The sequence below is a fragment of the Aeromicrobium sp. JP4 genome (genome assembly GCF_054957925.1).
Map to the genome: position 1 here is coordinate 2,048,851 of NZ_CM143290.1, position 21,028 is coordinate 2,069,878.

At 67.3% G+C, this 21,028-nt stretch carries 22 protein-coding genes and 2 tRNA genes; 16 read left to right on the plus strand and 8 right to left on the minus strand.

The features are described 5' to 3' along the window. Positions 1-11 precede the first annotated feature (11 nt). The 6 genes from rsmG to rpmH are packed head-to-tail and all read right to left on the minus strand — an operon-like array spanning position 12 to position 2,802. On the minus strand, positions 12-626 hold the full coding sequence (gene rsmG / locus ACY1JX_RS10015) for a 16S rRNA (guanine(527)-N(7))-methyltransferase RsmG (RefSeq protein ID WP_286930700.1): 615 nt from the start codon (positions 624-626) through the stop codon (positions 12-14). Continuing rightward, positions 623-1,087, minus strand: a complete 465-nt coding sequence (locus tag ACY1JX_RS10020; protein ID WP_286930701.1) for a Jag family protein — start codon at positions 1,085-1,087, stop codon at positions 623-625. Before ACY1JX_RS10020 ends, rsmG begins: the two co-directional genes overlap by 4 nt. Further along, the gene (gene yidC, locus ACY1JX_RS10025) at positions 1,080-2,075 is read right to left on the minus strand and encodes a membrane protein insertase YidC (protein WP_286930702.1); all 996 of its coding nucleotides are present in this window, start codon (positions 2,073-2,075) and stop codon (positions 1,080-1,082) included. Before yidC ends, ACY1JX_RS10020 begins: the two co-directional genes overlap by 8 nt. Next, the gene (yidD, locus tag ACY1JX_RS10030) at positions 2,060-2,311 is read right to left on the minus strand and encodes a membrane protein insertion efficiency factor YidD (RefSeq protein WP_313601193.1); all 252 of its coding nucleotides are present in this window, start codon (positions 2,309-2,311) and stop codon (positions 2,060-2,062) included. Before yidD ends, yidC begins: the two co-directional genes overlap by 16 nt. Continuing rightward, positions 2,308-2,637 carry a ribonuclease P protein component gene (gene rnpA / locus ACY1JX_RS10035; protein WP_462563882.1) on the minus strand — a complete coding sequence of 110 codons (330 nt, stop codon included), beginning with the start codon at positions 2,635-2,637 and terminating at the stop codon, positions 2,308-2,310. Before rnpA ends, yidD begins: the two co-directional genes overlap by 4 nt. 27 nt (positions 2,638-2,664) lie before the next feature. Next, entirely contained in the window at positions 2,665-2,802 is a 138-nt protein-coding gene (rpmH, locus tag ACY1JX_RS10040) for a 50S ribosomal protein L34 (protein ID WP_078699619.1), read from the minus strand. Between the two features lie 413 nt (positions 2,803-3,215). On the opposite strand from rpmH, the gene dnaA reads away from it, so the two are divergent. From dnaA to ACY1JX_RS10065, 5 genes are all read left to right on the plus strand, one after another. Beyond that, the gene (gene dnaA / locus ACY1JX_RS10045; RefSeq protein ID WP_462563883.1) at positions 3,216-4,700 is read left to right on the plus strand and encodes a chromosomal replication initiator protein DnaA; all 1,485 of its coding nucleotides are present in this window, start codon (positions 3,216-3,218) and stop codon (positions 4,698-4,700) included. Positions 4,701-5,030: 330 nt separating this feature from the next. Further along, positions 5,031-6,176 carry a DNA polymerase III subunit beta gene (gene dnaN / locus ACY1JX_RS10050; protein ID WP_181753559.1) on the plus strand — a complete coding sequence of 382 codons (1,146 nt, stop codon included), beginning with the start codon at positions 5,031-5,033 and terminating at the stop codon, positions 6,174-6,176. Between the two features lie 26 nt (positions 6,177-6,202). Then, entirely contained in the window at positions 6,203-7,108 is a 906-nt protein-coding gene (gnd, locus tag ACY1JX_RS10055) for a phosphogluconate dehydrogenase (NAD(+)-dependent, decarboxylating) (protein WP_286930705.1), read from the plus strand. A 21-nt stretch (positions 7,109-7,129) separates the two neighbouring features. Then, positions 7,130-8,281, plus strand: a complete 1,152-nt coding sequence (gene recF / locus ACY1JX_RS10060; RefSeq protein ID WP_286930706.1) for a DNA replication/repair protein RecF — start codon at positions 7,130-7,132, stop codon at positions 8,279-8,281. Further along, positions 8,274-8,759 (plus strand): DciA family protein, encoded by a 486-nt coding sequence (locus tag ACY1JX_RS10065; RefSeq protein ID WP_462563884.1) that lies wholly within the window; start codon positions 8,274-8,276, stop codon positions 8,757-8,759. The genes recF and ACY1JX_RS10065 overlap by 8 nt, the downstream gene beginning before the upstream one ends. Before the next feature lie 7 nt (positions 8,760-8,766). On the opposite strand, the gene ACY1JX_RS10070 is transcribed toward ACY1JX_RS10065, so the two are convergent. Next, on the minus strand, positions 8,767-9,564 hold the full coding sequence (locus tag ACY1JX_RS10070) for a phosphatase PAP2 family protein (RefSeq protein ID WP_462563885.1): 798 nt from the start codon (positions 9,562-9,564) through the stop codon (positions 8,767-8,769). Positions 9,565-9,780: 216 nt separating this feature from the next. Here ACY1JX_RS10070 and gyrB point away from each other — a divergent pair, with 216 nt between their 5' ends. The 5 genes from gyrB to ACY1JX_RS10095 all read left to right on the plus strand — a co-directional run bounded on the left by gyrB (position 9,781) and on the right by ACY1JX_RS10095 (position 15,850). Then, the gene (gyrB, locus tag ACY1JX_RS10075; RefSeq protein WP_462563886.1) at positions 9,781-11,769 is read left to right on the plus strand and encodes a DNA topoisomerase (ATP-hydrolyzing) subunit B; all 1,989 of its coding nucleotides are present in this window, start codon (positions 9,781-9,783) and stop codon (positions 11,767-11,769) included. Positions 11,770-11,843: 74 nt separating this feature from the next. Next, complete coding sequence (gene gyrA / locus ACY1JX_RS10080) at positions 11,844-14,405, plus strand: DNA gyrase subunit A (protein ID WP_462563887.1); 2,562 nt, start codon at positions 11,844-11,846, stop codon at positions 14,403-14,405. Beyond that, positions 14,398-15,393, plus strand: a complete 996-nt coding sequence (locus ACY1JX_RS10085) for a DUF3566 domain-containing protein (protein WP_462563888.1) — start codon at positions 14,398-14,400, stop codon at positions 15,391-15,393. The genes gyrA and ACY1JX_RS10085 overlap by 8 nt, the downstream gene beginning before the upstream one ends. 161 nt (positions 15,394-15,554) lie before the next feature. Continuing rightward, positions 15,555-15,629 (plus strand) — tRNA-Ile (locus ACY1JX_RS10090). Positions 15,630-15,774: 145 nt separating this feature from the next. Continuing rightward, positions 15,775-15,850: transfer RNA gene (locus ACY1JX_RS10095), tRNA-Ala, on the plus strand. A gap of 156 nt (positions 15,851-16,006) precedes the next feature. Here the strand turns inward: ACY1JX_RS10095 and ACY1JX_RS10100 are convergent. Then, positions 16,007-16,924, minus strand: a complete 918-nt coding sequence (locus ACY1JX_RS10100) for an HNH endonuclease (RefSeq protein ID WP_462563889.1) — start codon at positions 16,922-16,924, stop codon at positions 16,007-16,009. A gap of 232 nt (positions 16,925-17,156) precedes the next feature. Here ACY1JX_RS10100 and ACY1JX_RS10105 point away from each other — a divergent pair, with 232 nt between their 5' ends. The 6 genes from ACY1JX_RS10105 to ACY1JX_RS10130 all read left to right on the plus strand — a co-directional run bounded on the left by ACY1JX_RS10105 (position 17,157) and on the right by ACY1JX_RS10130 (position 20,962). Further along, the gene (locus tag ACY1JX_RS10105) at positions 17,157-17,825 is read left to right on the plus strand and encodes an NUDIX domain-containing protein (RefSeq protein WP_462563890.1); all 669 of its coding nucleotides are present in this window, start codon (positions 17,157-17,159) and stop codon (positions 17,823-17,825) included. 188 nt (positions 17,826-18,013) lie between these two features. After that, on the plus strand, positions 18,014-18,808 hold the full coding sequence (locus ACY1JX_RS10110) for a TIGR04255 family protein (RefSeq protein ID WP_462563891.1): 795 nt from the start codon (positions 18,014-18,016) through the stop codon (positions 18,806-18,808). Continuing rightward, positions 18,805-19,449: a hypothetical protein gene (locus tag ACY1JX_RS10115; RefSeq protein WP_462563892.1), complete on the plus strand. Its 645-nt coding sequence runs from the start codon at positions 18,805-18,807 to the stop codon at positions 19,447-19,449. Before ACY1JX_RS10110 ends, ACY1JX_RS10115 begins: the two co-directional genes overlap by 4 nt. Further along, a complete protein-coding gene (locus ACY1JX_RS10120; protein ID WP_462563893.1) occupies positions 19,446-19,919 on the plus strand; it encodes a hypothetical protein in 474 nt (157 codons plus the stop codon). Before ACY1JX_RS10115 ends, ACY1JX_RS10120 begins: the two co-directional genes overlap by 4 nt. Before the next feature lie 128 nt (positions 19,920-20,047). Further along, positions 20,048-20,614 (plus strand): hypothetical protein, encoded by a 567-nt coding sequence (locus ACY1JX_RS10125; RefSeq protein WP_181753544.1) that lies wholly within the window; start codon positions 20,048-20,050, stop codon positions 20,612-20,614. Positions 20,615-20,809: 195 nt separating this feature from the next. Further along, positions 20,810-20,962: a hypothetical protein gene (locus ACY1JX_RS10130; RefSeq protein ID WP_462563894.1), complete on the plus strand. Its 153-nt coding sequence runs from the start codon at positions 20,810-20,812 to the stop codon at positions 20,960-20,962. The last annotated feature ends 66 nt before the right edge of the window (positions 20,963-21,028 follow it).

A 21,028-nucleotide genomic window follows, 5' to 3' on the forward strand; every position in this document is an offset into this window, starting at 1 on the left:
CCCACGGTGTGTCATCGGCGGCGCTGGACTTCGACGAGCGTGGTGGGAACCTCGAGATCCCACCGGTGCCCGTACGTGGCCACCACGATATCGCCGGCCTTGAGCCGAGCGAGGGTGGCGCGCGCAGTCTCCACCTCTTCGGCTGCACTGCGGCCCTTGAGCGCCAGCATGAGTCCACCCGGCTTCACGAGCGGCATGCACCAGCGCGCGAGCTTGTCCAAAGCGGCCACGGCACGCGACGTCACGACGTCGAAGGTCTGGTCGACGTCCTCAGCGCGTGCCCGCAGCACAGTGACCTGATCGTCGAGACCCAGATCGGCCACCACCTCCTCGAGCCATGTGGTGCGGCGCAGGAGGGGCTCGATCAGGGTGACGTGGAGGTCAGGGCGGGCAATCGCCCAGACCAGGCCGGGTAGTCCGGCTCCCGAGCCCACGTCCGCAACGCCGGCGCCCTCGGGCACCCGGGGGACGGGCGCCGCGCAGTTGAAGAGATGCCGTTCCCACAGCCGGTCGACCTCACGAGGGCCGATCAGACCTCGCTCGACCCCGGAAGTGGCCAGAAGTTCGGCGTAGCGCTCGGCGAGCGGAAGCCGCTCACCGAACACCGTTTCACGTGAAACAGTCACTCGGCCGGGAGTACCACGACGTGGCGGCCTGCGCCGGCGCCGTCAGACTCACTCCGCAGGCCGGCGTCGGCCACGGCGTCGTGGATGACCTTGCGCTCGAAGGGGGACATGGGCGCCAGGGCAACGGACTCGCCTTCGGCCTTGACGCGCTCAATGGCCTCAGCGGCAATCTCCACGAGCTCAGCCTTGCGCGCCGCGCGGTGACCGTCGACGTCGAGCATCAGCCGGCTGCGGGCGCCGGTCTCGCGGTAGACCGCCAGGCGCGTGAGCTCCTGCAGCGCATCGAGCACCTCGCCGTCGCGTCCCACGAGGTGACTCAGGTTGCCACCGATGATCTCCACAGCGGCACGGTCGCCGTCCACGTCGATGTCGATGTCACCATCGAGGTCGGCGATGTCGAGCAGTTCTTCGAGGAAGTCGGCGGCGATGTCGCCTTCGCGTTCCAGATCGGTGTCACTCATCGGAATCCTCCTTGGCGGGCTTGGTCGGCTTCGGCGGCGTACCACCGGACTTGCGTCGCTTGTCGCGTGACTGCTTCTTCGGCTGCTGGCGCTTGATGCGCTGCTCCTCAGCCTCGGCCTTCGCCTCGGCGATCGGGTCGTCCTGCACGAGCTTGCCCTTGGCCCGGTCGCGGTCCTGCTTCGCCTTGAAGGCGGGGGTGCCGGGAGCGGGGTTGTTGCGGATGACCCAGAACTGCTGGCCCATGGTCCAGAGGTTGGAGGTCGTCCAGTAGACGAGCACGCCGAGCGGGAAGGCGACACCAGACACGGCGAACACGACCGGCAGGACGTAGAGCAGGATCTTCTGCTGCTGCGCGAAGGGGCCGTTGAGCGCCTCCGGCGGCATGTTCTTGGCCATCAGCTGCTTCTGGGTGAAGAACTGCGTGGCGCACATGGCGATGACCATCACCATGGCGATGATCTTCGTCTCGATGTGCTCGCTGGAGAGGAAGGTGTCGGCGATCTTGCCGCCGAGCCACTGGGCGTTGGCCAGCGACTCGGCCTGCTCACCGGAGAGGAAGCCCTTGGCACCCTCGGCGCCCTTGCGCGCTGCCTGGTCGATCACGCGGAACAGCGCGAAGAAGATCGGCATCTGCAGCAGCAGCGGCATGCAGGAGGAGAACGGGTTCGTGCCCGTCTCCTGGAACAGCTTCATCTGCTCCTGGGCGAAGCGCTCCCGGTCGTGCCCGTACTTCTTGCGCAACTCCTGCAATTGCGGCTGAATCAGCTGCATGTTCCGGCTGGAGTTGATCTGCTTGACGAACAGCGGGATCAGCATCGCACGGATCGTGATCGTCAGGCCCACGATCGACAGCACCCAGGTCCACCCGGCGTCGGGGTCCATGCCGATCTGCTCGAACAGCCAATGCCACCCGAGGATGATCCCCGACACGAAGTAGTACAGCGGCGTCATGATGGCGCCACCGATGCTGCTTAGGAAGTCGAACATGCTTCTCCTCGTTCATGGGCGCGGGCAGGTACGGGGTCGTACCCGCCTGACGCCCAGGGATGACAGCGACCCAGACGACGGATCGCGAGCCAGCAGCCCTTGAGGGCGCCGTGCGTCTCGACCGCCTCGAGGGCGTAGGCCGAACAACTGGGGTGGTAGCGGCACACCTGCCCGTACATCGGGCTGATGACCAGGCGGTAGGCGCGCAGCAGGCTCGCCACGATCCAGCGCATCATCGCCGGACTCGCGACGACGCGGTCTGCAGTGCCTGGTCGAGCTGGGGAGCGAGCTGCGCCGCGGGCCGGCGGGCCGAGCCGGGAAGCGCACGGATCACGACGCGTGATCCGGCCGGGACGGCGTCGATGCGCTCACGCATGAGGTGTCGCAGGCGGCGCTTCACCAGGTTGCGATCGTGGGCCGGGCCCACCTTCTTCGACACGACGAAACCGACGGACGTGACGTCCGCCGGTTCGACAGGTCCGCCCACGTGGACGACGAGGTCGGGCTGCACACCCTTGCCACCGCGACGAATCGCATGGCGGAACACCTCACCGTCGCGCATGCGGTGCACGCGCGGCAGCACGCGGAATCAGGCCGACAGCTTGTCGCGGCCCTTGCGGCGGCGCGCGGCCAGGATCGAGCGGCCGGCACGCGTGCGCATGCGGAGGCGGAAGCCGTGCTTCTTGGCGCGGCGACGGTTGTTCGGCTGGTAGGTGCGCTTGCTCACAGGAGGTCCTTCGGTACGAAAACGTGGCCCAGTTGGAGGAGGCCACCGCTCGCCCACGACTGGAACTGTTCATGGGCACGCGGCGGACGTCGTTCGAGACGACCCCTCCACGGTACGGGGGGCGGCATGACGCGGTCAAACCGACCCAAAGCGGCCAGTCTTATCCTGATCGCCCAAGTGGGTCCACGCGACACGCCGGAGGGCCTCCACAAATCTGTCAACCCGCTTGTGACTGGTCCGTACCGGCTGCTAGCGTCACGGGATATCCACAGGACACCACCTTGCACGGTCGTGTCATCCATCCGACTCGTACACAGCGTGTGGACAACAGTGTGAACAACCGGCGGCAGCCGCATTCGGTGCCGCTGTCGAACTCGGGAATTTCCTGCTACGGCAAGAAGGAAGGCTGTGCGGTGCGCGACGAGGCTGAGCTGGATCTGGAGACCGTATGGCGCGATTCCGTCGCCACCTTGTCCCCAGGAGCCAAGGTCTTCGTCTACGCGGCCAAGCCCCTCTCGCTCCACAACGGCATCCTCATCGTCGCCGTCCACGACGATCTGTCCCGGGCCCAGCTCGAGTCGCGTGTGCGCCCCGCGCTCGAGCAGTCGCTGACGACACAGGCCGGCGAGGACATCCGCCTGGTCGTCACGATCGATCCCGAGGTCGTCGACGAGACACCCGACCTGCTCTCCTCACGCATCACTGTGGAAGAGGATCCGGGAGACGACAAGACGACAAGTAGATTTGTCGACAAGGACGATGACTTCGAGGACGACGACGATTCGCTGACTCCCAGCTGGGTGAGCCGGCCCACCGCCTCCAAGGGCGGCCCCGGCCCCTCGCACCGCGCGAACATCGCCGAGGCCCGGCTCAACTCGCGCTACCAGTTCGAGAACTTCGTCATCGGCTCGTCCAACCGCTTCGCCCACGCCGCCGCGGTCGCGGCCGCTGAGGCACCGGGCAAGGCCTACAACCCGCTGGTCATCCACGGCGACTCCGGCCTGGGCAAGACCCACCTGCTCCACGCCATCGGCCACTACGTCATCAACCTCTACCCGTCGTCCCGGGTTCGCTACGTCAGCTCCGAGGAGTTCGTCAACGACGTCATCAACGCGATCGGTGAGAACCGCACCCCCGCGCTGCGACGCAAGTACCGCGAGATCGACGTGCTGCTGGTCGACGACATCCAGTTCATCGAGAACAAGGACGCGACGCAGGAGGAGTTCTTCCACACCTTCAACGCGCTGCACAACGAGAACAAGCAGATCGTGATGACGTCCGACCGGCCGCCGTCGGAGCTGCGAACCCTCGAGGAGCGCCTGCGCAACCGCTTCAGCTGGGGCCTTCAGACCGAGATGCTGCCGCCCGACCTCGAGACCCGCATCGCGATCCTGCGCAAGAAGGCCGCCACCGAGAAGCTCACGGCGCCGGCCGACGTGCTCGAATTCATCGCGAGCAAGGTCCAGACGAACATCCGTGAGCTCGAGGGCGCGCTGATCCGCGCCACCGCCTTCGCCAACCTCAACGGCACCACGGTCGACCTCCAGCTGGCCCAGATCGTGCTGAAGGACCTGATCGCCGAGGGCGACGACCCCGAGATCACCGCCGGCATGATCATGGCCCAGACCGCGGCCTACTCCGAGTACACGATCGAGGAGCTGTGCGGCCCCAACCGCTCGCGCAACCTCGTGCTCGCCCGCCAGATCGCGATGTACCTGTGCCGCGAGCTCACCGAGATGTCCCTGCCGCAGATCGGCGGTGAGTTCGGCGGCCGCGACCACACCACGGTGATGCACGCCGAGCGCAAGATCCGCAAGCTCATGGCCGAGAAGCACGCCGTGTACAACCAGGTCACCGAGCTGACGGCCCGGATCCGCCAGCAGGCACGACAGTCCTGACTACCTGCGCCCCACCCACACCTGGGGACACTCCTGTGCATGAAGGCCCCGAATCGGTGCATCCGGGCGATCTGCATGTGAATGACATGTGAACACGCGATGATCGTCCACAGCCCGAGCGAGTCCCCCCACTGCGCCGAACACAACTTCATCCACCGGCCGAAACGCCGCCCCGCAGCAAAAACCACGGTTGTCCACCGAATCCACAGGCCCTACTACGACGACGGAAAGTACTAAGACCGAAACCCGAGTCGAAGTCACCAGCACCCATGGGTGTGGAAGAAGGCTCACCGTGGCAGGATTCGACTGACGAATGAGAGGCCCCCGAACGTGAAGTTCCGCATCGATCGCGACACCCTCGCCGACGCCGTCGGCTGGACCGCCCGGAGTCTGCCGACCCGTCCGAGCGTCCCCGTCCTCACCGGCCTCCTGCTCGAGACCGTCGGCGACGAGCTCCACCTCTCGGGATTCGACTACGACACGTCCACGCGGGCCACGCTGCCCGCCGAGGTGAGCGACGAGGGCAAGGCGCTCGTCTCGGGCCGACTCCTGGCCGAGATCGTCCGCTCCCTCCCGGCCGGCAAGCCGGTCGACGTCGCGCACGACGGCACCAAGGTGCAGGTCACGTGCGGCAGCTCGCGCTTCAGCCTCCAGACCATGCCGGTCGACGAGTACCCGCAGCTCCCGGCGATGCCCACGTCCTCGGGCACGGTCAAGGCCGACGACTTCGCCACCGCCGTCGGCCAGGCCAGCGCCGCCGCGTCGCGCGACGAGATGCTCCCGCTGCTGACCGGCATCCGCCTCGAGCTCGAGGGCTCCACGATCTCCCTCATGGCCACCGACCGGTTCCGCGCCAGCCTGCGCGACCTGGCCTGGTACCCCGAGGCGTCCGACATCTCGGCGCGAGCCCTCGTGCCCGCGCGCGTCCTGTCCGACACCGCGAAGGCACTCACCGCGGGCGGCGACATCACGATCGCCGTCTCCACCAGCGAGACCGGCGACGGCCTCATCGGCTTCGAGGGCACGGTCGGTGGCGGCGTCCGCCGCACCACCACGCGCCTGCTCGAGGGTGACTTCCCTCGCGTGCGCCAGCTGTTCACGGCCCAGGCCGAGACGGTCGCCTACGTCGGCACCCAGACCCTCGTCGACGCGGTCAAGCGCGTCGCGCTGGTCGCCGAGCGCAACACGCCCGTCCGCCTGTCGTTCTCCGAGGGCCAGGTGCTCCTCGAGGCCGGCAGCGGCGACGAGGCGCAGGCGTCCGAGAGCGTCGAGGCCACGATCGAGGGCAACGACATCTCGATCGGTTTCAACCCCAACTACATGCTGGAAGGGCTGTCGGTCATGACCGAGCCGGTCGTGCACCTGTCCTTCACGCAGCACACCAAGCCTGCCGCGATGTCCGGAGTCGCGGAGGTGGGAGCGGATCCCGATGGCGCATTCCGCTACCTGATCATGCCGGTTCGCCTGCAGAACTGAACGCGCCACGACGTCGGGAGGCGCTCATGCACATCGGACTCGTCGGACTGGGAAAGATGGGCGGCAACATGCGTACGCGCATGCGCAATGCCGGCCTGACCGTGGTCGGCTACGACCGCGACCCCGAGCTCAGTGACGTCGGCTCGCTCGCCGAGATGGTCGAGCAGCTGCCGTCGCCCAAGGTCGTGTGGGTGATGGTCCCGCACGGCGACCCCACGCACAGCACCATCACCGAGCTCAAGGAGCTGCTCTCCGAGGGCGACGTGGTCGTCGACGGCGGCAACTCGCGCTGGACCGACGACGAGATCCACGCGGCCCAGCTCGCCGAGAAGAACATCGGCTACGTCGACTGCGGTGTCAGCGGTGGCGTGTGGGGCCTGGAGAACGGCTACGCGCTGATGGCCGGCGGCGACGCCGCCGACGTCGCGAAGGTGCAGCCGGCGTTCGACGCCCTGCGCCCCGACGCCGAGAACGGCTTCGTCCACGCCGGGCGCGTCGGTGCCGGCCACTTCAGCAAGATGGTCCACAACGGCATCGAGTACGCCATGATGCAGGCCTACGCCGAGGGCTACGAGCTGCTCGAGGCCGTCGACATGGTCGACAACGTCACCGAGGTGCTGAACTCGTGGCGCGTCGGCACGGTCGTCCGTTCGTGGCTGCTCGACCTGCTGGTCAAGGCGCTGGAGGACGATCCGCACCTGTCGCAGATCCGCGGCTATGCCGAGGACTCGGGCGAGGGTCGCTGGACCGTCGAGGCCGCGATCGCCAACTCGGTGCCCGCCCCCACGATCGCCGCCTCGCTCTTCGCGCGGTTCGTGTCGCGCCAGGACGAGTCGGCCGCGATGCAGGCCGTCGCCGCGATGCGCCAGCAGTTCGGCGGCCACGCGGTCCGTGCGGCCGAGGAGAGCCCGGACGTCCCTCCGGCCTCCTGACGCCGGCCGTAGGCTGGGCCCATGCACGTGACCCGACTGGAGCTGGCCGACTTCCGGTCGTACGGCTCGGTCGATATCGAGCTGGGTGCGGGGCCGGTGGCGTTCATCGGCGCCAACGGGCAGGGCAAGACCAATCTGGTCGAGGCGATCGACTACCTCGCCACGCTGGACTCGCACCGGGTGTCGTCCGACACTCCCCTCGTGCGGGCCGGCGCGGAGCGGGCGATCGTCCGGGCCCAGCTCCAGCGCGAGGACCGTTCGGCACTGCTGGAGCTGGAGATCACCCCGGGCCGGGCGAACCGCGCTCGCGTGAATGGCAACCCGCTGCCCCGCGTGCGCGACCTCGTCGGGATCGCACGAACCGTGCTGTTCTCGCCCGAGGACCTGGCGCTGGTGAAGGGCGATCCGTCCGACCGGCGGCGCTTCCTCGACCACCTCGTCGTGATGCGCACGCCCCGGTTCGCGGGCGTCAGGGCCGACTACGACCGCGTGCTCAAGCAGCGCAACACGCTGCTCAAGACCGCGGGACGGCGCAGCAACGTGGAGATCTCCACGCTGGACATCTGGGACGAGAACCTCGCGCGCACGGGCGGTCAGCTGGTCGCGGCGCGACTGGCCCTGCTCGACGCCCTCGCGCCGCACGCCACCGACGCGTACCGCGACGTCGCGGCCGGAGCCGCGGCCGAGCGCCAGGTGGTCTCCCTCGTCTACAAGCCCTCGGTCGAGGGCATCGAGGAGCTGCGCGACCCCGACGACATCGCCAAGGCCCTGCTGGACGAGATCGGCCGCCGCCGCCGCGAGGAGCTCGAGCGTGGCATCAGCCTCGTCGGCCCGCACCGCGACGACGTGCTGCTGGGGATCGGCGACCTCCCGGCGAAGGGGTACGCCAGCCACGGTGAGTCCTGGTCGCTCGCGCTGGCCCTGCGCCTCGCGGCGTTCTCCCTGCTGCGCGAGGACCCTTCGTCAGGTTCCGGACTCCGCGGCGACGACCCGATCCTGATCCTCGACGACGTGTTCGCCGAGCTCGACAGCGACCGTCGCTCGCGGTTGGCAGCCCGCGTCGCCGGCGCCGAGCAGGTGCTGGTCACGGCCGCGGTCGAGGGCGACGTCCCTCCCGAGCTCGTGGGTCAGTCGTTCGACGTGGCCGGCGCGGTGGTGACGCCGCGTGGCTGAGGACAACGAGGACGTCCTGCGCCTCGCCCGCGAGATCGCCGACGCCTACCGCAACGGCAACGCTCCGCCCGCGCGCACCCGGCGGCCGATCCGCCGCAACGGTCCCGCACGGCGTCCCGGCCGCGAGGACGCGGTCGCCCTCGGCGACGTGCTCGGCGAGATGGTGAGGAACCAGGGCTGGAACGACCGGCTCGCCGCCTCGCGCGTGTTCTCCGACTGGGCCTCGATCGTCGGTCCCGAGGTGGCGCAGCACTGCAAGGTCGACCACTTCACCGACGGGGTCGTCTACCTCGGGACCAGCTCCACGGCCTGGGCCAAGGAGCTCAAGATGCTCGCTCCACGCCTCGTGGCGAAGCTGAACGAGGAGCTCGGCGACGGCCAGGTGCTCCGCATCGACGTCCGCGGACCGCAGGCGCCCAGCTGGAAGAAGGGCCGGCGCTCCGTGAAGGGTCGCGGGCCCCGCGACACCTACGGCTGAGCCGGCCTCAGGCGTCGGGGCTGATCCACGCGATGGCCGACACCACGAGCGCCGACACGAGCGCGACGGCGCCGAGCACGAGCGACGCGTCGAGGAATCCGTCCATCCCCTCCACCGGACGCACCCCGATCAGCACGATGCCCAGCAGCGAGCAGGCCGCTCCGGCCAGCGCGGTCGGAAGGATGGCACGGGTGCGGGCGCGCCGCCCTCCGTGGATCATCACGGCGATCGCGCACCACGCCAGCACCACCAACAGCGCCGCCACGACGTCGGCGGGCCGGTGCCATCCGGCCACGATCGTGGACAGGCCGGTCAGTCCGGAGGCGAAGGTGCCCAGGCCCGCGACGGGCGCCCGCGCCCCGGCCGGGACGACGATCAGCAGCGCGGCCACCACCGACACCACCACGGTCACGTGCCCGCTGGGCAGGGAGTTGTGGACGCCGTGGCCGAGGTCGGGGCGGTCGAGCAGGCCGTGCTTGAGGACCTGGGTGGTGACGTTCGACCCCACGATGACGACCGCCGCGGCGAAGACGGCGCGCCAGTGGTGCCGCCGCGCGGCCAACAGGAGGCACACCACGGCGAGGGTCGCGGCCGACCAGATCGGCACGCGTCCGAGGATCGACAGCAGGGTCAGCTCGGCCTCGCGGCCCGCCGCGACGGTGAGCATTGCCCGCTCGTCGGCGGCCTGTCCCCGCGCGGAGGACAGCGCCACCCGCACGAGCAGGACGAGCGCGGTGACGGCCGCTGCGCCGGTCGCCAGCGCCGGTCCCGACACCCGCGCGGGCAGGCGGGTCGTGGAGCTCACGCCTCCAGCCTTCCAGACCGGCGGTGACGCGAACTCGCCACACGGCGCTGGAGCGACCGAAACCGGCGCCGGACGATGGCCACCTTGGTCGACCCCCTCGTCGCGGCTCCCAGAGCCCTTCTAGCGCCGTTCAGTGGCACCTGTGGACAAAGGAAGAACGCCGCACAGGAGGTGTCGTGTCGTCAGACGCACAGAATGGGCCCGTATACTGGTTGGGTGACCCAGGCGCCCGAGACACCCAGCACGTACGACGCGAGCAACATCCAGGTCCTGGAGGGACTCGAGGCGGTCCGCAAGCGGCCCGGCATGTACATCGGCTCCACCGGCGAGCGCGGCCTGCACCACCTCGTCTACGAGGTCGTCGACAACTCGGTCGACGAGGCCCTCGCCGGCTATGCCACCAGCATCCAGGTGGTGCTGCAGGCCGATGGTGGCGTCAAGGTCATCGACGACGGCCGTGGCATCCCGGTCGACGAGCACCCCGAGGAGAAGATCCCCGCGGTCACCCTGGTGCTCACCTCGCTGCACGCCGGCGGCAAGTTCGGCGGCGGCGGCTACAAGGTCTCCGGCGGTCTGCACGGCGTCGGCGTCTCGGTCGTGAACGCCCTGTCCACCAAGCTCTACGTCGAGGTCAAGCGCGACGGCTACCGCTGGACCCAGTCCTTCACCTACGGCGTGCCCGACGGGCCGCTCGTGCGCGAGGAGGAGACCGACGAGACCGGCACCACCACCACGTTCTACGCCTCGGACACGATCTTCGAGACCACGACCTACGAGTACGAGACGCTCAAGACGCGCTTCCGCGAGATGGCGTTCCTCAACAAGGGCCTCCAGCTCACCCTGCGCGACGAGCGCCACGCCGACGACACCGATCCCAACGAGGGCGTGGTCGACGACGTCGAGCGCGAGGTCACCTTCCGCTACGACAACGGCCTGGTCGACTACGTCAACCACATCAACGTCGGCAGCAAGGCCCCGATCCACCGCGAGATCATCAGCCTCGAGCGTGAGGACGAGGCGAACGGCCTGTCCCTCGAGCTCGCGATGCAGTGGAACGACAGCTTCAGCGAGTCGGTCCACACCTTCGCCAACACGATCAACACGCACGAGGGCGGTACGCACGAGGAGGGCTTCCGCGCGGCGCTGACCACCACGGTCAACCGCTTCGCCGAGGCCAACAACCTCATCAAGAAGAAGGAAGACCGCCTCACCGGCGACGACATCCGCGAGGGCCTCACCGCGATCATCTCGATCAAGCTCGAGGAGCCGCAGTTCGAGGGCCAGACCAAGACGAAGCTGGGCAACACCGAGGCCAAAGGCTTCGTCCAGCAGGTGCTGAACGACGAGCTCGGTGCCTGGCTCGAGCGCAACCCCGCCGAGGGCAAGACCATCATCCGCAAGTCGATCGACGCCGCGGCCGCTCGCGTGGCGGCCCGCAAGGCACGCGACCTGGCGCGCAACCGCAAGGGCTTCGGCTCCGGCGGCGGACTGCCGGGCAAGCTCATCGACTGCTCCAGCCGCAACCCGGAGGAGTGCGAGATCTTCGTGGTCGAGGGCAACTCGGCCGGCGGCTCGGCCCGCAACGGCCGCAACCCCGCGACGCAGGCGATCCTCCCGCTGCGCGGCAAGATCCTCAACGTCGAGAAGGCGCGGATCGACAAGATCATGCAGAACACCGAGGTCCAGGCGATCATCAGCGCGCTCGGCACCGGTGTCCACGAGGACTTCGACATCGCCAAGCTGCGCTATCACAAGATCGTCCTGATGGCCGATGCCGACGTCGACGGCCAGCACATCACCACGCTGCTGCTGACGCTGCTGTTCCGCTTCATGAAGCCGCTGATCGACGCCGGCCACGTGTATCTCGCGCAGCCGCCGCTCTACAAGATCAAGTGGACCAACCACCACCACGAGCTGGCCTACTCCGACTCCGAGCGCGACGCCGTCATGGCCGCCGGCCTCGATGCCGGCTACCGGCTGCCCAGCACCGCCCCGGTCCAGCGCTACAAGGGCCTCGGCGAGATGAACGCCAGCGAGCTGTGGGAGACCACCATGGATCCTGACGGTCGCCTGCTGCGCCAGGTCACCCTGGCCGACGCGGCCGTCGCCGACGAGATCTTCACGATCCTCATGGGCGAGGACGTCGACCAGCGACGCTCGTTCATCCAGCGGAACGCCAAGGACGTCCGCTTCCTCGACATCTGACCCCACCGAACCACCCGGTGGTCGAGGCGCCCGGCTAGCCAGCGGCACGAGACCACGGAACGAAGGACACAGAAGTGACCGACACCCCGATCGAGAGCGACCGCACCGAACCGGTCGAGCTGCAGGACGAGATGCAGCGCTCGTACATCGACTACGCGATGAGCGTCATCGTGGCGCGCGCGCTGCCCGACGTGCGCGACGGCCTCAAGCCGGTGCACCGCCGCGTCCTCTACGCCATGTACGACGGCGGCTACCGCCCCGACCGCGGCTTCAACAAGTGCAGCCGCATCGTCGGTGACGTCATGGGTCAGTACCACCCCCACGGCGACTCGGCGATCTACGACACCCTGGTGCGCCTGGCGCAGCCGTGGGTGATGCGCGCGCCGATGATCAGCGGCCAGGGCAACTTCGGCTCGCCGGGCGACGATCCCGCGGCCGCGATGCGGTACACCGAGTGCAAGCTCGCGCCGATCGCGATGGAGATGGTGCGCGACATCGACGAGGAGACCGTCGACTTCAAGCCCAACTACGACGGCCGCTCGCAGGAGCCCTCGGTGCTGCCCGCGCGCATCCCGAACCTGCTGGTCAACGGCTCGGCCGGCATCGCCGTCGGCATGGCCACCAACATCCCGCCGCACAACCTGCGCGAGGTCGCCGAGGGCGTCCAGTGGGCGCTCGAGCACCCCGACGCGTCCCGTGAGGAGCTGCTCGAGGCGCTGCTGGCGCGCATCAAGGGCCCCGACTTCCCCACCGACGGCCTCATCGTCGGCACCAGCGGCATCGAGGACATGTACCGCACGGGTCGCGGCTCGGTCCCGATGCGCGCCGTGGTCAACATCGAGGAGGACACCAAGGGACGCATGCAGCTCGTCGTCACCGAGCTGCCCTACCAGGTGAACCCGGACGGCCTGATGCGCAAGATCGCCGACCTGGCCCAGACCGGCCGCGTCCAGGGCATCAGCGACCTGCGTGACGAGTCGAGCGACCGCGCCGGCCGCCGCATCGTCATCGAGATCCGACGCGACGCCGTCGCCCGCGTCGTGCTGAACAACCTCTACAAGCACACCGACCTGCAGACGAACTTCAGCGCCAACATGCTGGCGATCGTCGACGAGGTCCCGCGCACGCTGACCCTCGACGGGTTCATCTCGCACTGGATCCACCACCAGGTCGACGTCATCCGTCGCCGCACCGAGTTCCGCCTGCGCAAGGCCGAGGAGCGCGCTCACATCCTGCGCGGCCTGGTCAAGGCCCTCGACATGCTGGACGACGTCATCGCGTTGATCCGTCGCAGCCCCACGGCCGACGAGGCCAACGAGGGACTGCAGGCGCTGCTCGAGATCGATGAGCTGCAGGCGCGTGCGATCCTCGACATGCAGCTGCGTCGCCTGGCCGCTCTCGAGCGCCAGAAGATCATCGACGACCTGGCCAAGATCGAGATCGAGATCGCCGAGTTCAAGGCGATCCTGGCCAGCGAGGCGCGTCAGCGCGAGATCGTCGGCGAGGAGCTGGGCGAGGTCGTCGCGAAGTACGGCGACGACCGCCGCACCAAGATCATCGCCGCCGACGGCGACCTGTCCGACGAGGACCTCATCCCCGATGAGGAGCTCGTCGTCACGATCACCAAGGGTGGCTACGCCAAGCGCACGAAGACCGAGCTCTACCGCGTGCAGGGTCGCGGCGGCAAGGGCGTCCGCGGCGCCTCGCTGCGCGGCGAGGACGTCGTCGAGCACGTGTTCTCCACGACGGCGCACCACTGGATCCTGTTCTTCACCACGGCGGGCCGGGTCTACCGCGCCAAGGCGTACCACCTGCCCGAGGGCGGCCGCGACGCGCGCGGCGGCCACGTGGCCGGACTGCTGGCGTTCCAGCCGGACGAGGAGATCGCCCAGGTGCTGGCGGTCCGCGACTACGAGCAGGCGCCTTACCTGGTGCTCGCCACGAAGCGCGGCCTGGTCAAGAAGACCCGCCTCACCGACTACAACAGCCCCCGCCAGGCCGGCGTCATCGCGATCAACTTCCGCGACGAGGACGACGAGCTGGTCGGCGCCGAGCTGGTCTCGCCCGAGGACGACATCCTGCTGATCAGCCGCAAGGCGCAGTCGATCCGCTTCCGGGCCGACGACGAGCAGCTGCGCCCGATGGGTCGCGCCACCTCGGGTGTCACGGGCATGAAGTTCCGCGGCGAGGACTCCCTGCTGTCGATGACGGTCATCAAGGCCGGTGCCGACCTGGAGGGCGAGGACGACGAGAGCCAGAAGCTCTACGTCTTCACGGTCACCGACGGCGGCTTCGCGAAGAAGACGCGCATCGACGAGTACCGCATCCAGGGCCGTGGCGGACTGGGCATCAAGGCCATGCAGATCACCGAGTCGCGCGGCGAACTGGTGGGCGGCCTGGTGCTGCGCGACAGCGACGACGTCATCAGCGTGACCGAGTCCGGACAGATCACCCGGAGCCTCGTATCCGGCGTTCCTGTGAAGGGCCGTGGCACGATGGGTGTGAGTTTCGTGAAGTTCAAGGGCAACGACCGCGTGGTCACTATCGCCCGGAACACCGAGGTCGCAGTAGTGGCGGCACCGGAGTCCACGGACGAAACCGAGCAGTCGGAAGCGAGCGGGGACGACAGTGAGTGAGCAGAAGCCGGACAACGGTCAGCAGAACGGTGTGCCTGCGAAGAACGCCAAGGCCAACGGGACGACCCCGTCGGTCACGGCACGCCGCCCGCTGACGAAGGCGGAGTACGCCCGCACCACGAAGGCGACCCCGGACACCACCGCGGTCATCCCGGCGGTGCGTGACGACCAGCCCGCTCCGCCCAAGCCCGCGGCCCCGCCCGTGGACGACCGGCCCACGCAGACGTTGAAGGCTGTCCCGGCCGAGGCGCCCGCACCTTCGAAGAATCCGGCTGGTCAGCCGCAGCAGAAGGCGCCCGAGCGCCCGGCGCCGGCGAAGAAGGACGCGCCGGCTGCCGCACCGAAGAAGGCTCCGGGCCAGGCCGGTGCCGCTGCCGGCGTCGCCGGCGCGGGTGTCGCTGGTGCCACGGCGGCTGGTGCGACGGCTGCGCCCGCGGCTGCTCCGGCGGCCGCTCCGTCCGCTCCCGCGCCTGCTGCCCCGAAGCCCGAGCAGAAGGCTGCGCCGGAGCCGACGAAGGCCCCGGCGCCCAAGCCCGAGTCGAAGAAGGCCGAGCCCAAGAAGCCGGAGCCGAAGAAGCCCGCGAAGTCCGTGCAGACCACCACGGCGCCCGCCGCCGACTCCGGTCGGTCGGCACGCCTGAAGCTGAGCCACGTCGAGCCGTGGAGCGTCACCAAGATGTCGTTCGTCGTCTCGGTCGCGCTCATGGTCGTCAGCGTCGTCGCGGTCACCGTGTTCTGGCTCGTCATGCAGATCACCGGCGTGTGGGGCGCCCTCAACGACAGCGTCTCCAATGTGCTCGCAGACGACGCCTCCGGCTTCGACATCACCGAGTACCTGGGCTTCGGCCGCGTCGTGGGCCTGACCTTGCTCGTCTCGGCCCTCAACGTCATCTTCATGACCGCCCTGGCCACCATCGCCGCCCACCTCTACAACTTGGCGGCCGGCATCCTCGGCGGCATCGAGCTGACGTTCGGCGAGCGCAAGTAGTCCGCAGACCCCCGTGCCCACTCCCCGCGAGTGGCGCGAATCGGCCCGCCACTCGTCGAGTGGCGGGCCTTTCTGCGCCACTCGCGGCGGGTGATGCGTCCCTCACGGACCCGATTGGAACTCCTGTGGGACCCTGAGGTAATCTCTTCTATTGCTGCCCGGGGCCTATAGCTCAGCTCGGTTAGAGCGCTTCCCTGATAAGGAAGAGGTCGATGGTTCAAGTCCATCTAGGCCCACCGAAGGAGGAATCTACGTGAAGAAGATCCTCACCCTGGCACTCGCGGTTGCCGGAGCCGCCTGGTTCGCGAACCGCCGCAAGTCCGCAGCTCAGCCCGATGCCTGGGCTCAGCACAGCGATCCGGTCTGACGCTCTCCCACCACGGGGCCTTGGCGCAATTGGTAGCGCACCTGCTTTGCAAGCAGGGGGTTAGGGGTTCGAGTCCCCTAGGCTCCACCACATGACCGCAACCCTTGCCGGGACGTGGCGCCGACTCGACATACGCCCGCTCATTTGGTTCTGATGTCGGCATCCCGGTGAGAGACCGGGTTCTTTGCCCCAAGACCTAGTCGAGCGACCGATGCCCAAACGTCCGCTCGCTCGTCCTGGTCTGAATCAACTCGCGTCAAGAAACGCTTGGTACCGGGCCTCGAGCAGCAACCGGTCAGGGTGCTGAGCCCGTCGCTCCGGTAGCACCATCAACTTCTTGCCGTGGAACTCTTGGATGCCGTGCCGCAGCATGGGTCCGTCGACCTCATGGAGAACGTCGGCGTTAACTCGCACCTCGTACGACGGCGTGATGCCGACGATCCTGCGGTCGTAGGCGGCGTGGTGCATCTTGCAGAGCGACAGACCGTTGGTAACGACAGGGCGCCCGCCGGCACCGTCTTCCTGAATGTGCGCCGCGTCCAGAAGGTCGCTGTGGCCGAGCGAGCAAACGGCGCAGGACGTCCGATAGGCACGCAGGACAGCCGCTCGGAACGGGCGCTGATGCAGTCGGAGTTTGGTGAGTTGTTGACGATAGGACGGATCGATTTCAAGGTCCGTGGATGGCCACATGATGTCGGGTTGAGGGACCGCGTCGATGTCGACGACGAACTGCAGATCATTGCGCTCTTCGCCAACCAGGTAGATCGGATACAGCGCGCTGTACCCACCGCCTTGCACTCCCAGCCACCAGATCAGAGGAAGGCGCGCGAGCATTGCCTCGCGCAGCGCACGGTTCTGATAGTGCTCCGGGTCCTCCCCGCGCATCTTGTAGCGGTAGAGGCCATCAAGACCCACATTGTCGTCGTAAGGCCGAAGACTCCCTTCGGGTCGGTACACCGTGCGAAATGAGAGCGCAGCCGCGAGCTGACCCGGCTTCCAGATTCCCTGTTGAGTAGGCATCATGCGAATGGACTCCCCAGCCAAGGTGAGATTGCTTGTGCTTTCTTGCGAAAAGGTCTCCCGGCCCGCGGCACGTTCGCGGTCGAGCCACTCGAAGGCGGCGTGCCTAATTACGAGTTCGTGGAGCCGTTCCTCTGGGGTCACGCCCAGATCATCCCAGGATGAAGGATCGAGCGCCCAGCCCTTGGCGCTGATCTTGACTTCGCTGAGCGCGGGCCTGAGGGCAGTTAGCGCCCAAACTGCAAGAGTGCGGGCGAGCGGTTGGCGCCCGCGAGGTGCTGAGGAGTTCGTGGATCTTGGTCCGGTAGCACCATGCCCCTCAGTTGACCGACTCGATGCGGAAACGGGACGCCCCGCTGATCGGTACATTCCGCGAATGAGCGAATCTGGTGCGATGACCCCCGGCATCGACACCCCCGACCATCGCGGCCGCACGGGCCTGCACCTGACGGGCCGCGACCTCGACCGCAACCCCGACGTCGTCGTGCGCGACGTGGAGGTGCTGTCGAACGACTGGTACGTCCTGCGAGCGACCACGTTCGACCGTCGCGGGTCCGACGGCGTCTGGCGCACCGAGCGCCGGGAAACCTACGACCGCGGCGACGGCGCGACGATCCTGCTGTACGACGCGAACCGCAGGACGGTGCTGCTGACGCGGCAGTTCCGCTTCCCGGTCTACGTCAACGGCCACCCCGACGGGATGCTCCTCGAAACGGCCGCGGGCCTGCTGGACGAGGACGACCCCGTCGCGGCGATCCGCCGCGAGACCGTCGAGGAGACGGGCGTCGAGATAGGCCCGGTCCAGCACGTGTTCGACGTGTTCATGAGCCCCGGTTCCGTGACCGAGCGCCTGCACTTCTTCGCGGCCCCGTATCGCTCGGAGGACATCGAGGGCACGCAGCACGGCGTCGCGTCCGAGGGCGAGGACATCGAGATCGTGGAGCTGGACATCGACCGGGCCCGCGCGGCCATCGGCACCGAGATCGTGGACGCCAAGACGATCATGCTCCTGCAATGGGCGCTGCTGGACGGGCCTTTCGCCTGACTCCCCGAGCAGGATCGGTGCAATTCGCAGCGCGTGTTGCGTCGTATGCAGAGGATAAGCGGCCCACGTCTCGTGCGTTTCACGAGTTGTCCTCGTCAGACTGAACGAGTCTGAGTTGTTGACCGAAAGTGGATAAAGACGCGGCTAGGCGACGTCCATCCTTCTCGGGGTCGGCTAGGGTACGGAGCGTGAGCACTGTGGAGGTCACTCGCGCTGCGTTCGAGAAACCGCCGGTTGTCTCGGTTTCGCTGACGGTCTACTTCGAACCAATCGAGGCGTTGCAGGTGAGTCATCTGTCATCGCTTCGTGAAGCGTGGAGAGCTGAGTTCCCTAACGTCGCCGAACTCCCGCCGCTGCGCGCCTGGAACCGGGGAGGCGATGAAGCATCCCTCGTACCTCTTGGGTCGTGGCCATGCCCGTATGTGATGTTTACCACGCCAAACGATCAGGGCTCGATCGCCATTCAGAATGATCGCTTCATATGCTCTTGGGCCTTCTCATCAAGCGATGCACCTTCCTCATACCCAGGATTTGAGAACATTCGGGCGCGGCTCGAGAGCCACTTTGGTGAGTTTATGCAGACTGTCTCTAAGGAGCTCGATCGGGAGTTAGTGATCGTCGGAAGTGAGTGCGATTATCTGAACGCGCTCAGTAGCATGCGTGCCGAGGAACTCATGGTTGGCGTTGCAACTAAGTGGCGAATGCATGCCGAAGGGCCATTTTCCGCCGCCGTTTCATACGGAGGCGTCAGGCTACATTTGTGCGACGATGCTGAACTGGACGGATGCTCCGTGAACATCAGCTTGGATGTCGATGAGGATGGGCCGATGCTAGGCATTTCTTCGTCGTTCCAAGTGCCGCCGAAGGACGACGAGGAACAAACTCCTTTGGGAGGTCTCGACAGGGCTCACGACAGGCTGATCCAAGCCTTTCTCGAGTACACCAGTGGGACGATGCAAGAAGAATGGGGTCGGAAAGCATGAGTCTTCTCGAGGTCAATCAACCTGCAGGAGTGCCCGCGTCTGTTCAGGTTTACAACCGAAAGGCCGCTCGAGATAAGACATTGGTCCGACGGATGTCCAAGAACATTCTGTCACGACATTTCTCTTCCGGGCCGGCAGTGGTTACCTACCTGGCAACCGGCAATTTAGGCGCATATGGCGTGAAGGCAAGTCCCGCTTACGAGAACGGGAGCCATCATCGACGCGACTCCAGTTGGCCGGCCCCGATGCCAGCCTTCGACTATGCACGCAATCAGTTGAACAGGTTGGTCCACGAACACGCGATGACCGGCGTTTCGCAACCGACGGGTGAAGCTGTCAATGAGATGGCTCGAGTGTTGCGAGATGTGCTGTCCGAGGACTCTGTGTACCCAACTCTCTCGGTCGACGAAGATGGTGGTGTCATCGCGGAGTGGTATGTGGACGGCCACTCTCTGGAAGTCGACATCTCGCCAGAAGGAGTTTTCAGTTTCTCAATGAGAAGGCAGGGGCGTCGAATCGCGAGGGGCACGTCTCGCACTCCGCTCCGCAAACTGATCCGCGACCTTTCTGCGATCGTCGCCGAGGTTAACCCGAACTGGCGGGCTCTCTTCCACCAGTCGCAGGCCCGCCCCCGGCGGTGACTTCCGAATGGGTCTGGGACGATCCGAGTCTCGGAGATGACGATCTCTTCCTGCGCCGCGTGCCCAGACAGCCGAACTTTGCCGTCCCAGATCTCGTCACCCGCAAACTGAACGTTCTCCCGAGCGCGCTCAAGTTTGACCCTGACAGTGGCATCTCGGTGAGCAGTTCGCAATTGCTAGCGGACGAAGGCTTCGACCGGAAGAAGCTGTGCAACTGGGAGACACACACAGTGGTTGAGTTCCCAGCCGGGGCCGCCCGAATCGACGGAGACGCTGGGGTAATCCTGGACCCAGTCGAGAACCATCCTGCCGGCGATGAAATCGGTAAAGCTCACGCCCTCGTTCGCGCCCGTGTGCCCCGACCGGACAGAGAGACCCGTCGCAATATTCAGGCGAGAATCGCCGCGACCTGTCGTTGGCTCGACGACGACCCCCAGAAGCCGGGAGTTGAAGAGGTCTCCGAACTTTAAGTCGCAATCATCTCCCTCTCTTTACAAGAATCTCCGACGAGCGGAGGGGCCCGGACTGCGGTACCAAGGAGGGAGGGGCCGGTGCGCCAGCGTCGACCGACGCAGCCGGACCCGCGGAGGTGAACCTGATGGACAACGTCGACCCCTGGGTCTGGATCCTGATCGCGGTTGTGGCGCTGCTGCTCGTGGCCGCTCTCGTCTGGGCCCTCACGAAGGGAAACAAGGCCAAGGAGGAGAAGCGGCTCGAGAAGGAGCGCGAGCAGCGCGTCGAAGCCGCCCGCCTGCGCGACGAGGCCCGCGAGGCCTCGGTCTCTGCCAACCAGACCGCCGCCGGTGCCGCCGCGGCACGTGCCGACGCCGACCAGGCGCGACTCGACGCCGAGCGACTCGAGCGTCAGGCCGAGGAGCTCCATCAGGAGGCCGCGGAGACCAAGCAGCACGTCGAGCACCGGATGGCCAAGGCCGACGAGATCGACCCCGACGTCACCGACGGTCAGCGCAACGACCGCACGGACGCGCAGCGTGACGACCTCACCGACGGTCGCCACGACGACGTGGCTGCGGCCCGCCAGGACCCGGTGTCGCAGGATCGGCCCGTCTTCACCGGCAAGCACGGTGGCGACCCGGACTCCGACGTGCGGGACCCCGCGCTGACGGACGCTCCGCCCGAGGATCCCGACACCCGTCGCGTCTGACCACAGCGCGGACGGCGGGTTCGTCCCCAGGTGTGGGTAGACCTGTGGATGAAATGACAGCGATGTAATTCCCGCCGTTGCAGGCAGTCCTGGGCAGGCCCGGGTTCCACGTCCGGAACCCGGGCCTTCTCGCTCTCCAATGTCACGCACGACGACGGAGGCGAGCACCATGGCCAGGGACGAGAGGTCGACCCGATGATCGCGCTGGCGCTCGCATTCCTGTGCGGCATGGCGTTCGCCGTCGCCCTCGCGGTGATGCTGGCGACGGGCATGGTGAGTCGGGCGATGGCCTCGTTCTCGCTGGCCGAGGAGGACGCCGGCCTCGACGAGTTCGCCCACCTGCGCTGAGGTGCGGTTGTCCCCAGCTGTGCACAGCCATGTGGGTGAACCACACGGGTGTAATTCGTGGAATTC

Excerpts from the sequence above, each read along its gene's own strand:
- ACY1JX_RS10020 (WP_286930701.1), bottom strand. The coding sequence starts at position 1,087 with ATGAGTGACACCGATCTGGAACGCGAAGGCGACATCGCCGCCGACTTC.
- yidC (WP_286930702.1), bottom strand. The coding sequence starts at position 2,075 with ATGTTCGACTTCCTAAGCAGCATCGGTGGCGCCATCATGACGCCGCTG.
- yidD (WP_313601193.1), bottom strand. The coding sequence starts at position 2,311 with ATGATGCGCTGGATCGTGGCGAGCCTGCTGCGCGCCTACCGCCTGGTC.
- rnpA (WP_462563882.1), bottom strand. The coding sequence starts at position 2,637 with ATGCGCGACGGTGAGGTGTTCCGCCATGCGATTCGTCGCGGTGGCAAG.
- gnd (WP_286930705.1), top strand. The coding sequence starts at position 6,203 with ATGCACATCGGACTCGTCGGACTGGGAAAGATGGGCGGCAACATGCGT.
- recF (WP_286930706.1), top strand. The coding sequence starts at position 7,130 with ATGCACGTGACCCGACTGGAGCTGGCCGACTTCCGGTCGTACGGCTCG.
- ACY1JX_RS10105 (WP_462563890.1), top strand. The coding sequence starts at position 17,157 with ATGAGCGAATCTGGTGCGATGACCCCCGGCATCGACACCCCCGACCAT.
- ACY1JX_RS10115 (WP_462563892.1), top strand. The coding sequence starts at position 18,805 with ATGAGTCTTCTCGAGGTCAATCAACCTGCAGGAGTGCCCGCGTCTGTT.
- ACY1JX_RS10125 (WP_181753544.1), top strand. The coding sequence starts at position 20,048 with ATGGACAACGTCGACCCCTGGGTCTGGATCCTGATCGCGGTTGTGGCG.
- ACY1JX_RS10130 (WP_462563894.1), top strand. The coding sequence starts at position 20,810 with ATGATCGCGCTGGCGCTCGCATTCCTGTGCGGCATGGCGTTCGCCGTC.